The organism is Bradyrhizobium sp., assembly GCF_016219575.1.
Lineage (GTDB): Bacteria > Pseudomonadota > Alphaproteobacteria > Rhizobiales > Xanthobacteraceae > Bradyrhizobium.
The window spans coordinates 115924-128375 of sequence record NZ_JACRMG010000034.1; the positions used below are offsets into that span (position 1 = coordinate 115924).

8 protein-coding genes are annotated in these 12452 nt (G+C 66.0%); 7 read left to right on the forward strand and 1 reads right to left on the reverse strand.

Features of this window, described 5'->3' with window-relative positions; translation table 11 throughout:
* Positions 1-10 precede the first annotated feature (10 nt).
* Positions 11-817 carry a 2-oxo-hept-4-ene-1,7-dioate hydratase gene (hpaH, locus tag HZB49_RS25990; protein WP_291616610.1) on the reverse strand — a complete coding sequence of 269 codons (807 nt, stop codon included), beginning with the start codon at positions 815-817 and terminating at the stop codon, positions 11-13.
* Positions 818-914: 97 nt separating this feature from the next.
* On the opposite strand from hpaH, the gene hpaR reads away from it, so the two are divergent.
* The 7 genes from hpaR (at position 915) to HZB49_RS26025 (ending at position 12064) form a co-directional block, all read left to right on the forward strand.
* The gene (hpaR, locus tag HZB49_RS25995; protein WP_291616611.1) at positions 915-1439 is read left to right on the forward strand and encodes a homoprotocatechuate degradation operon regulator HpaR; all 525 of its coding nucleotides are present in this window, start codon (positions 915-917) and stop codon (positions 1437-1439) included.
* Positions 1440-1653: 214 nt separating this feature from the next.
* Positions 1654-2739, forward strand: a complete 1086-nt coding sequence (locus HZB49_RS26000; protein WP_291616613.1) for a malate/lactate/ureidoglycolate dehydrogenase — start codon at positions 1654-1656, stop codon at positions 2737-2739.
* 38 nt (positions 2740-2777) lie between these two features.
* Positions 2778-3557 carry an aldolase/citrate lyase family protein gene (locus tag HZB49_RS26005; RefSeq protein WP_291616615.1) on the forward strand — a complete coding sequence of 260 codons (780 nt, stop codon included), beginning with the start codon at positions 2778-2780 and terminating at the stop codon, positions 3555-3557.
* A 111-nt stretch (positions 3558-3668) separates the two neighbouring features.
* Positions 3669-5192 (forward strand): altronate dehydratase family protein, encoded by a 1524-nt coding sequence (locus HZB49_RS26010; protein WP_291616617.1) that lies wholly within the window; start codon positions 3669-3671, stop codon positions 5190-5192.
* Positions 5193-5363: 171 nt separating this feature from the next.
* On the forward strand, positions 5364-8630 hold the full coding sequence (locus HZB49_RS26015; RefSeq protein ID WP_291616619.1) for a transglutaminase family protein: 3267 nt from the start codon (positions 5364-5366) through the stop codon (positions 8628-8630).
* Positions 8631-8654: 24 nt separating this feature from the next.
* Entirely contained in the window at positions 8655-11189 is a 2535-nt protein-coding gene (locus HZB49_RS26020) for a circularly permuted type 2 ATP-grasp protein (protein WP_291616621.1), read from the forward strand.
* Positions 11186-12064, forward strand: a complete 879-nt coding sequence (locus HZB49_RS26025) for a transglutaminase family protein (RefSeq protein ID WP_291616623.1) — start codon at positions 11186-11188, stop codon at positions 12062-12064. The genes HZB49_RS26020 and HZB49_RS26025 overlap by 4 nt, the downstream gene beginning before the upstream one ends.
* The last annotated feature ends 388 nt before the right edge of the window (positions 12065-12452 follow it).

The window sequence follows — 12452 nt, forward strand, 5'->3', positions numbered from 1 at the left end:
GTTTTGCGTCTCAGGCGAAGTAGCAGCTCACCGAGCCGTAGGGACCGTAGTCGGCCTGGACCGTATCGCCCTTGCGGGTCTCGATCGGGCGAATGAACGACCCCGCCAGCACCACCTGGCCGGCTTCGAGCGAAAGTCCGTTCGGCGCGATCTTGTTGGCGAGCCAGGCCACCGCGGTCGCGGGATGGTTGAGCACGCCGGCGGCAAGGCCCGTCTCTTCCAGCTGCCCGTTACGATAGCACAGCGCGCCGATCCAGCGCAGATCGGCATCGAGCGGGCGGATCGGCCGGCCGCCGAGCACGATGCCGGCATTGGCTGCATTGTCGGCGATGGTATCGAAGATCTTGCGCGTCGCCTTGGTCTGCGGGTCGACCCGTTCGACGCGGGTGTCGAGGATTTCCAGTGCGGGCACCACAAAATCCGTCGCGTTGAGTACGTCGAACAAGGTGCAGTTCGGCCCAGCCAGGCGCTGCTTCATCACAAAGGCAAGCTCGGCCTCGACGCGCGTGGCGATGAACCGGTCGGTCGGCACCAGACCGCCATCGGCGAAGAACATGTCGTCGAGCAGGATGCCGGAATCAGGTTCGTCGATGTTGAGCGCGCTCTGCATCGCCTTGGAGGTGAGGCCGATCTTGTGGCCCTTCACCACGCGTCCCTCAGCCACTTTCATCTCGACCCAGGCCTTCTGAATCGCATAGGCATCCTCGATCGTGATGCCCGGGTGATCCAGCGAGAGCTGGCGGATCTGCTTGCGGGTCTTCTCCGCGCGGTCGAGCCGCTCGGCGGCGCTGCGGATTTCGTCTTGCGAGAGGGCCATGGGGGACCGCTAATAGGGGATGCGGGAAGATGATTAACATGTTAAGTGTTTTTGTGCAAACCCTATTGCTGCTTGCTGCAGCGCACGCGTGAGATGCATGGCGCGGAAAAAATCGTCCAGTGATTCCAGTGCATCGGCAGCGCCGGCATCGCGCCGGCTGCCGATGCGCGAGTTTTCCCGCTCGCTGCCGATGTCGCTGCTGCGCGCTCGCGAGGCGGTGATGCGCCAGTTCCGCCCCTCGCTGCGGAACCACGGCCTCACCGAACAGCAATGGCGCATCCTGCGCGCGCTGACGGCGGTGGAGACCATCGAGGTTACCGAACTCGCCCGCACCGCCTTCCTGCTCGGCCCGAGCCTGTCGCGCATCCTGCGCGACCTCGAGGCGCGGCAACTGGTCGAGCGCAAGACCGCGGAAGCCGACCAGCGCCGCGCCGTCGTCTCGATCTCGGCCAAGGGGCTGAAGCTGATCGAGGCGGTGGCTCCGACATCGGAGGCGATCTATGCCGAGATCACCCGCCGCTTCGGTGCGCGCCGGCTTTCCGAATTGCAGGACATGCTGGCCGCGCTGGAACAGGGCCTCGCTGACATGGAAGGTGCAGACCGCGACGACGGCGAGGAGTGAATGCAATTTTGCATGAAGCTACCGGCGCGGTGCATAGCCTGACTGCAAATGATTGCAACCATTCGGCAATGATGGCTTGGGCAGTGGACATCGCAGTCTTTTTTCGCTCAAACTGCCGGCCAAGCCGGTCAGCAAAACCGGCGCAGGGAGTACGGCTCGCCGCGACCAGCGATGCGGCCGGACGCGACAGGGAACACGACTGAAAAATCCGGACATGGTTACTATCAAGGTCAGCAACCTCATCGATTTCGTCGCGGACGTTTTTTCCCACGCTGAATCTTCCGCCGACGAGGCACGGCGCATCGCGACCTATCTCACGACGGCGAATCTCACCGGCCATGACAGCCACGGCGTGATCCGCGTGCCCGTCTATGTCAGGTGGAAGAAGACGGGCAACGTCATTCCCAACCAGACCCCCGAGATCGTCGTCGATACGCCGTCGCTCGCCGTGGTCGATGGCAAGTTCGGCTATGGACAGACCGTCACGCCATTCGCGGTGAAGACCGGTATCGAGAAGTGCAGGAAGGCGGGGCTCGCTGCCGTGGCGCTGCGCAATTCGGGCCATATCGGCCGTGTCGGTGACTGGGCCGAGATGGCCGCAGCGGAAGGCCTGGTGTCCGTGCATTTCGTCAATGCCGCGGGTTCGCTGCTGGTCGCGCCGTTCGGCGGGGTGGAGAAGCGCCTCTCGACCGCGCCCTATTGCGTCGGTGTGCCGCGCGAAGGGTATGATCCGATCGTGCTTGATTTCGCGACTTCGATCGTTGCCGAGGGCAAGGTGCTGGTGGCGAGCCGTGGCGGCAAGAAGCTGCCGAAGGGCGCGCTGATCGATGCCGACGGTACGCTGAGCGAGGAGCCGAGCGTGCTCTATGGCCCGTACACACCGGATGGACCGCGCGACCACACCAAGGGCACCGGCGCCATCCGCGCTTTCGGCGAGCACAAGGGCTCGGGCCTTGCCTTCATCTGCGAACTGCTCGGCGGCGCGCTCACCGGCACCGGCGCGACTTCGGGAGGCCGCCGCTTCGCCAACGGCATGCTGTCCTTCTACATCGATCCCAAGGTGGTCGACACCAGCAACTATTTCGACGGCGAGATCAGCCGCTATGTCGATTTCATCCGCGCCACCAAACCTGTCGCCGGTGTCGACACCGTCTTGATCCCCGGCGACCCCGAGCGGAAGACTCGCGCCGAGCGCACCGCGAATGGCGTGCCATTGCCCGACGACACCTGGGCGGCGATCGTCAACACCGCGCGCGAGGTCGGCGTCAGCGAAGTCAGCATTCAGCGGGCCACGAGCTAAGCATTCTCAACCGGTTGCATCACAAGGAAACGCGATCAATGGCTAACAACAACGTCAAGAAGGCATGGGCATCGGGCAAGGCCGTGGTGAACGCCTGGCTGGCGATCCCTTCGGGATTCTCGGCCGAAGTCATCGCGCAGTGCGGCTTCGACAGCGTCACCGTCGACATGCAGCACGGCGTGCAGGACTATCTCTCCATGGTGCAGTGTTTCCAGGCGATGAACGGCCACCCGGTGACGCCGATGGTCCGCGTGCCCTGGAACGAGCCCGGCATCATCGGCAAGGTGCTCGACGGCGGCGCCTATGGTGTGATCTGCCCGATGGTCAACACGCCGCAGGAAGCGAAGAACCTCGTCTCCTATGCCAAGTATCCGCCGAAGGGCGTGCGCTCCAACGGCCCGATCCGCTCCGGCATGTACGGTTCTGCCGGCACCTATCAGAAGACGGCCAACGACGAGATCGTGCTGCTGCCGATGATGGAGACCAGGACCGCGGTCGAGAACATGGAAGCGATCCTCGACGTCGAGGGCATCGACGGCGTCTATATCGGCCCCTCCGATCTCGGCTTCTCCTATGGCCTCGAGCCGAAGCTCGATCGGACCGAGCCGGAGATCCTCAAGATCTACGAGAAGATCATCAAGGAATGTGGCAAGCGCGGCCTCAATCCGGGCATTCACTGCTCGGGCGCCGACGGCGCAGTGCGCGCCATCAACATGGGCTTCAAGCTCGTCACGCTCTCGAACGAGAGCGGCCTGATGATGACCTATGCCAAGATGCAGGTGAACCAGACCCGCAAGGAATCGGGCGGCAAGGCCTGATAGGCGCGAATAGCGAGTAGTGAATGGCGAATAGAAGATAGCGAGCGGCGCAATAGGGTCTACTATTCGCCACTCGCTATTCGCTATTCGCATCTCCGAAGGAGTTCCACCATGGCCCCGGCACCCGTGATCCGACTGCACCCCGACGACGGCGTGTTGATCGCGCGATCGAGCCTGCCGCCGGGGCTTGTGGTCGCCGTTGGCGTCACCACCGTCGAGCGGATTCCCGCCGGCCACAAGGTGGCGATCAGGCCGATCGCGGTGGGCGAACCGGTGCGTCGTTACGGGCAGATCATCGGCTTTGCCACGGCGCCGATCGCGCCGGGCCAGCACGTGCACACCCAGAACTGCGGCATGGGCGATTTTGCCAAGGACTATGCCTATGGCGTCGACGTCAAGCCGGTGCCGAATTTCGACCTGCCCGCGACCTTCGACGGCATTCGCCGTCCCGACGGCCGCGTCGCGACGCGCAATTACATCGGTATCCTGACCTCGGTGAATTGCAGCGCGCATGTAGCCGGGCTCGTCGCCGATGTCTTCAAGAAGAATCCGTTCACCGGCGACAATCCGCTGGCTGAGTTTCCCAATGTCGACGGCGTGGTGGCGCTGACCCACAAGACCGGCTGCGGCATGACGCAGAACGAGCCGCTGGCGCTGCTTCGCCGCACGCTCGGCGGTTACGCGCGGCATGCCAATTTCTCCGCCGTGATCGTGCTTGGCCTGGGATGCGAGGTGAATCAGATCGGCGGGCTGATGGAAGAGCAGAAGCTCGCCGGGCGGCTGCGCGCGATGGACATCCAGGAGGTCGGAGGCACCCGCAAGACGGTGGAAGCCGGTGTTGCCTTTGTGAGGGAGGCGCTGACCGACGCCAACAGGGTCAGGCGCGAGAAGGTAGCCGCGAGCGAATTGACGGTGGCGTTGCAATGCGGCGGCTCCGACGGTTATTCCGGCGTGTCGGCCAATCCCGCGCTGGGTGCGGCAAGCGATCTCCTGGTGCGCCATGGCGGCACTGTCATTCTCTCGGAGACGCCGGAGACCTACGGCGCCGAACATCTCTTGACGCGCCGCGCGGTCAGTCGCGAGGTCGGCGAGAAGCTGGTTGGATTGATGCGCTGGTGGGAGGAATACACCCAGCGCGAGGGCGCGGAGATGAACGCCAATCCGAGCCCGGGCAACAAGGCCGGCGGTCTCACCACCATTCTGGAAAAATCGCTTGGCGCGATGGCGAAGGCCGGCAGCACCAATCTGGTCGATGTGCTGCACTACGCCGAGCCCGTCACCAAGAAGGGTTTTGTGTTCATGGACACGCCCGGCTACGACCCGGTCGCAGCGACAGGGCAGGTCGCCGGCGGCGCCAACCTCGTCTGCTTCACCACGGGTCGCGGCAGTGTGTTTGGCTGCAAGCCGGCGCCGTCGATCAAGCTCGCCACCAACACGCCGATGTACAAGCGGATGGAAGACGACATGGACGTCAATTGCGGCACCATCCTCGACGGTGAGGAGAGCGTGCAGGAATGCGGCCAGCGCATCTTCGAGCTGATGCTGAAGACGGCTTCCGGCCAGCCGACCAAGAGCGAGAGCTTCGATTTCGGCGGCGCCGAGTTCGCGCCCTGGGTGCTCGGCGCGACGATGTGAACAGGAGCGAATGGCGAGTGGCGAGTAGCGAATAGTGCCATCCATTCGCCACTCGCTATTCGCCATTCGCCCTTTTCGCCCGCCCCATAGGCACTACATGCCCGTTGTTAGGGCTTGAATGAGGCCCCCCGCAGTGTTCTGCTCAAAAAAGCTGCTGGAGTTGCCCATCCCGTGTCGATCTTCGTCGCACTGCATCACGTCACGCACTACAAGTACGACCGACCGATCGATCTCGGCCCTCAAACCATCCGCCTGCGCCCGGCGCCGCACACGCGCACGCCGATCCTGAGCTATTCGCTCAAGGTCACGCCTGCCAATCACTTCGTGAACTGGCAGCAGGATCCGCAGGGCAACTGGCTCGCGCGCTTCGTCTTTCCGGAGAAGGCTACCGAGCTGAAGATCGAGGTCGACTTCACGGCGCAGATGACCGTGGTCAATCCGTTCGATTTTTTCGTCGAGCCCTACGCCTTTTCGTATCCGTTTCAGTACTCCAATGACCTGAAGACAGAGCTTGCGCCATATCTCGCGACATCGGCGCAGGGGCCGCTGTTCGACGCCTGCCTGAAGGACCTGCCGGCCGAAGCCGACAGCACCGTCAATTTCCTGGTCGAGCTCAATGCCAACCTGCAAAGGCGGGTGCGCTACGTCATTCGCATGGAACCCGGCGTGCAGACGCCGGAGGAGACGCTGGCAAGGGGGGCGGGATCGTGCCGCGATTCCGCGTGGCTCCTGATCCAGCTGTTGCGCCATCTCGGATTGGCCGCGCGCTTCGTCTCCGGCTATCTGATCCAGCTTCGCCCCGATATCGATCCGGTCGAAGGACCGCGCGAGGTCGAGAGCGATTTCACCGACCTGCACGCCTGGGCCGAAGTCTATCTGCCGGGCGCAGGCTGGATCGGTTTCGACGTGACCTCGGGCATGCTGACGGGCGAGGGGCATATCCCCGTCGCCGCCACGCCGCATTACCGCTCGGCGGCGCCGATCTCCGGCAGCGCCGGCTTTGCCGAGGTCGAGTTCGCTTTTGAAATGAGCGTGAAGCGCATCCGCGAGGCGCCACGCATCACCAAGCCGTTTTCCGATGAAGCCTGGGCGAGGCTCGATCGTCTCGGCGAGCAGGTCGATGCCGATCTCAGGGCGCACGACGTACGGCTCACCATGGGCGGCGAGCCGACCTTCGTTTCCGTCGACGACATGGAGTCGCCGGAATGGAACATCGCCGCCGTCGGGCCGACCAAACGCGCGCTGGCCGATGAACTGATCCGCAAGCTGCGCGCGCGTTTCGCACCGGGCGGGCTGCTGCATTACGGGCAGGGCAAGTGGTATCCCGGCGAGAGCCTGCCGCGCTGGGCGTTCGGACTGTTCTGGCGCAAGGACGGCGTGCCGGTCTGGAGGAATCCGGACCTCATCGCCGGCATTGACAGCCCGCGCAAGGCGCAGATTGCCGATGCCCGGGGGCTGGCCGAAGGCACCGCCAGCCGCCTTGGCCTCGGCGCAAAATATGTGATGCCGGCCTACGAGGATCCCGCGCATTGGATCGAGCGCGAAGCGGCGCTGCCTGCCAATGTCAGTCCTGCCGATTCCAGGCTCAGCGATCCCGAGGAGCGCGCGCGGATGGCGCGGGTGTTCGATCAGGGGCTGAACTCGCCCAGCGGCTATGTGCTGCCGATCCAGCGCTGGAATGCGATCGAGGGCCGCAGTCCTGCGCGCTGGCGCAGCGAGAGGTGGAAGCTCCGGCGCAGCCATGTGTTTCTCACCCCGGGCGATTCGCCGCTCGGGCTGCGGTTGCCGATTGCCTCGCTCGAATATGTGCCGCCCGAGGATTACCCCTTTGTCGTCGAATGCGATCCCATGGCGCCGCGCGGCGGGCTCGGCGGGTTCGCCGGCAAGGCAGTCGCGCCGGAGCCGGATGAAGACGAGCCGCCGCCGGTCCGCACCGCGATGTCGGTGGAGCTCCGCGACGGCACACTGTGCGTCTTCATGCCGCCGCTCGAGCGCGTCGAGGACTATCTCGAACTGATCGCGGCAGTCGAAGCCACCGCCGAGGAGATGCAGGTGCAGGTGCATGTCGAGGGCTACGCGCCGCCCTACGATCCCCGCATCGAGGTCATCAAGGTGACTCCCGATCCCGGCGTGATCGAGATCAACGTGCAGCCGGCGCAGAACTGGCGCGAGGCGGTCGACATTACGCAGGGTCTTTACGAGGACGCGGCGAAGACGCGGCTCGGCGCCAACCGTTTCCTGATCGACGGCCGCCACACCGGCACCGGCGGCGGCAATCATGTCGTGGTCGGCGGCAGCAAGCCGGAGGATTCGCCGTTCCTGCGCCGGCCGGACCTGCTGAAGAGCTTGGTGCTCTACTGGCAGCGCCATCCCTCGCTGTCCTACCTGTTCTCCGGCATGTTCATCGGCCCGACCAGCCAGGCACCACGCATCGACGAGGCGCGGCATGACGGGCTCTACGAGCTGGAGATCGCGCTCTCGCATGTGCCGCCACCTGACGTCGAGGCGCCGCTCTGGCTGGTGGACCGGCTGTTCCGGCACATCCTCGTCGACATCACCGGCAATACCCATCGCGCCGAAATATGCATCGACAAGCTGTTCTCGCCGGATGGATCGACCGGCCGCCTCGGCCTCGTCGAATTCCGCGCGCTCGAAATGCCGCCCGATCCCCGCATGTCGCTGGCGCAGCAACTGCTCGTCCGCGCGCTGATTGCAAAGCTCTGGCGCGAGCCGCAGCAGGGAAAATTCGTGCGCTGGGGCACCACGCTGCACGACCGCTTCATGCTGCCGCACTTCCTCTGGGAGGATTTTATCGGCGTGCTCGAGGAACTCAGGCAGTCCGGTTACGAGTTCGCCTCCGAATGGTACACGGCGCAGCTCGAATTCCGCTTCCCCGTGTTCGGCCGCGTCCATCATGGCGGCGTCGCGCTGGAGCTGCGGCAGGCGCTGGAGCCCTGGCATGTGCTGGGCGAGGAGGGATCGGCCGGCGGCACCGTGCGGTATGTCGATTCCTCGGTCGAACGGCTGCAGGTCAAGGCGACCGGCTTCGTCGAGGGGCGCCATGTCGTCACCTGCAACGGCCGCCGGATGCCGATGACGGCGACCTCCCGCTCGGGCGAGGCGGTCGCCGCCGTGCGCTTCAAGGCCTGGCAGCCGGCCTCCGGGCTGCACCCGACCATTCCCGTGCACGCGCCGCTGACGTTCGACCTGATCGACACCTGGAACGGCCGCTCGCTCGGCGGCTGCGTCTACCACGTCGCCCATCCCGGCGGCCGCAATTACGAGACCAAGCCGGTCAACTCCTACGAGGCCGAGGCCCGCCGGCTGGCCCGCTTCCAGGACCACGGCCATACCCCAGGCAGGGTCGATCCGCCGCCGGAGGAACGGTCCCTGGAATTCCCCTTGACCCTCGACTTGCGGACGCCGCTCCTGCATTGAGGGTGTCGGATTCTGGAGAGTCGGATGGTGGGACCGGCCGGGCAGGGACAGGGTAGTCAGCAGGGCGAGAGCAAGGCGCGGCCGGGCCAGCGCCGCATCGCGCTGTGGACCCGCGATTACGCCCGCCTGCCGGGAATTCCCGACGAATATATCGGTCCGGACGGCGCGCCGCGGCCGGCCTGGAGCCGGTTCCTCGATGCCTTTGCGGCGCTGTCGCCCGGCGAGATCGAGCGCCGCTTTGCCTCCGCCGACCGTCATTTGCGCGAGGCCGGCGTCACCTACCGCGCCCCCGGCGATACCGCCGACCGGATCTGGCCGCTCAGCCATTTGCCGCTCATCATCGATGAGGCCGACTGGGCGCAACTCACCGCCGGCATCGCCCAGCGCGCGCAGCTCTTGGAGATGGTGCTGCGCGACATCTATGGCGATGGCAGGCTGGTCGCGCAGGGCGCGATTCCGGCCGCCGCGATCGCCGGTAGCAGCGAATATCTGCGCGAGGTCTGCGGCGTGAAGCCGCCCGGCGGGCGCTACCTCAACCTCTATGCTGCCGATGTCGGCCGCGGGCCCGACGGCCGCTGGTGGGTGCTCAGCGACCGCACGCAGGCGCCGTCCGGCGCCGGCTACGCGCTGGAGAATCGGCTGGTGCTGTCGCGCGCGTTCTCCACGCTGTACAAGTCGATGAATGTCGAGCGCGTCGCGCCGTTCTTCGAGGCCTTCCGCGATTCCTTGCGCGACAGCGCCGACCGCGACGAGCCGCGCATCGGCCTGCTCACGCCCGGCAATTTCAGCGAGACCTATTTCGAGCACGCCACGCTCGCACGCTATCTCGGATTCATGCTGGTCGAAGGCGACGACCTCGCCGTCAGCGGCGACCGTATCCACATCCGCACCGTCGCGGGCCTGAAGCGGATCGACGTGCTGCTGCGCCGCGTCGATTCCAATTCGCTCGACCCGCTCGAGCTCGACGCCTCGTCGCATCTCGGCGTGCCCGGCCTGATCGACGTGCTGCGCAAGGGCGGCGTCGCGGTCGCCAACATGCCGGGCTCCGGCGTGCTGGAGGCGAGGGCGCTGCTCGGCTTCCTGCCGGGCCTGGCATGGCGGCTGCTCGGCGAGGAGCTGCTGATGCCGCACATCGCGACCTGGTGGTGCGGCCAGAAGTCGGCGCGCGAGGCCGTGCTGTCGCGGCTCGACGACATTGCGATCGAGGGCGCCTATGGCCGCGGCGTGCCGGGCTTTCCGGGCAACGACCCGGTGCTGGCGAGCGAGCTTCCCGCCCCCGAGCGCGAGCGGCTGACCCGCGCGATCGACGAGCGCGGCATCGATTTCGTCGGCCAGGAGCTGGTGCGGCTCTCCACCACCCCGGTGTGGGAGAACGGCCGGATCACGCCAAAGCCGTTCGTGCTGCGCGTCTTTGCCGCCGCCACCAAGAACGGCTGGACCATCCTGCCGGGCGGCTTCTGCCGCATCGCCGATCAGGCCGACGCCCGCGCGGTGTCGATGGGCGACGGCGCGCGTGCCGCCGACGTCTGGGTGGTCTCCGACAAGGCGGTGCGCGCCTCGACGCTGCTGCCGGCGGTCGATACCGTGCGCATCCGTCGCATCGCCGGCGTCCTGCCGAGCCGTGCTGCCGACAACCTGTTCTGGCTCGGCCGCTATCTCGAACGCGCCGAGGCGACGCTGCGACTGATCCGCGTGCTCGGCTCGTCGATGCGCGATCCCGCGAAAACCGATCGCGCATCGTCCGGCCTGCCTTCGGTCGAGCGCATCCAGCGCCTGCTGGTGACCTGGGGCGCGGCGACGCAAACTTCGCGTGCGCAATCGGCGAAGGTTGCCGCCGAAGCGCTGCAGAGCGAGGAACGTTTCGGCTCGGCGCTCGCGCTGATCCGCACCGCGCTGCGCACGGCGACCTCCCTGCGCGAGCGGCTGTCGCCGGATGCCTGGCAGGTCATCACCGAGATGAGCGAACGGCTCGCCTGGGAGATCGACGACGACGACGGCGTGGTCTCCACCGCCGAGCTGATCCTGCGCGATCTCGCAAGCTTCGCCGGCCTTGCCCAGGAGAACATGAACCGCGCCGCCGGCTGGCGCTTCCTCGACATGGGCCGCCGCGTCGAGCGCGCCATCAACACCATGCGCTTCGCCCGGCAATTCGCCTATGACGAGGCCGGCGACGAGGATCTCGACACCCTGCTGACGCTGGTCGACTGCCAGATCACCTACCGCTCGCGCTACCTGGTGGCGCCGCTGCTCGCGCCCGTCCGCGACCTCGTGGTGCTCGATACCTACAATCCGCGATCGGCCGCGTTCCAGATCCAGTCCCTCAACGATCACATCGCCGCACTTCCGAGCCTGAAGGAATACGGCATGATCGAGCGGCCGCAGCGGCTGGCGGTTGCCGTGCAATCGTCGCTGACGACGGCGGAGGTCGCCTCGCTCGATGCGAAATCGATGTTCTCGCTGGAGCAGGAGATGCTGCAACTCGCCGACGCCATCGGCCTGCATTATTTCCCGCACGGGCCCAATGCGAGCCGGCCGGAAAAGCTGACAGGGCTGGCGTGATCTACGATATCAGGCATGTCACCAGCTATTCCTACGAGAGCGCGGTGAGCTTTGCGCGCTGCTCGCTGCGGCTGGAGCCGAGGAACGGCGACGGGCAGGTGCTGATCTCCCACGCGGTCGACATTCGTCCGCGGCCGGCCGAACGCACCGTGCGGCGCGATTTCTATGGCACGCCGACGGAGAGCGTGCTGATCGAGGCTGCGCACAAGCACTTGCGCATCGACTCCCGCTCGCGCGTGTCGGTGGAGCGCCGCAGCCATGACCGCGCCGCCGACAGCCCGCCCTGGGAGCACGTGCGTGAGCTCGCGTTCACCGCCGCGAGCCTCGGCCCGTCCTCGCCGGTCGGCTATGTCTTTGCCTCGACGCTGGTGCCGGTGTTGCCGCAGGTCACGGCCTATGCGACGGCGAGTTTCCCGCAAGGCGGCGGCATCCTTGCCGGCGCCGCCGACCTGATGCGCCGTATCCGCAGCGAGTTCAGGTACGATCCCAAGGCCACCGTGATCTCGACGCCGCTGGCGGAGGTGTTCCGGCAGCGCCACGGGGTCTGCCAGGATTTTGCCCATGTGATGATCGCGGGCCTGCGCGGGCTCGGCCTGCCGGCGGCCTATGTGTCCGGCTATATCAGGACCATCCCGCCGCCGGGAAAGCCGCGGCTGCAGGGCGCGGACGCGACGCATGCCTGGGTCTCGGTGTGGTGCGGCGGCGATCTCGGCTGGGTCGGCTTCGATCCCACCAACGATCTCATGATCGCCAACGATCACATCGTGATTGCGGCGGGGCGCGATTTTTCCGACGTCTCCCCGGTCGACGGCATCATCGTCGGCTCGCGCAAGCAGAAGCTGCGGGTCGAGGTGGACGTGATGCCGGTGGAGTGAGGCGGGGCGCAACTTATGCGCGCCTTCGATTTTCAGATTCGGTTTTCAAATAGCCCTAACCGTCATTCCGGGACGCGCCGCTTGGCGCGGGCCCTGAATCCATACTCACGATGGGGGTTATGGATTTTCAGCGGCGCAATTGCGCCCCATAGCTCGCCGCTGCGCGGCGCCCCGGAATGACAAGAGTCCGCATTCCCGCGGCGCGTTTTCGCCCGGGTTTTACATCTTCGTTGGCCCTCTTCGTTGTAGCTAGGGGATTCCCGGATTTTAGCATTGAGCGGCAAGTGCATAGCCCTCGAGAGTTGCGGCGAGACGGGTCCAGCCGTCGCGCATGGTTTTTGGCCCGGGTGGCTTGTAGTAGCAATTCCAGCCGCCGAGACGGGCTGCG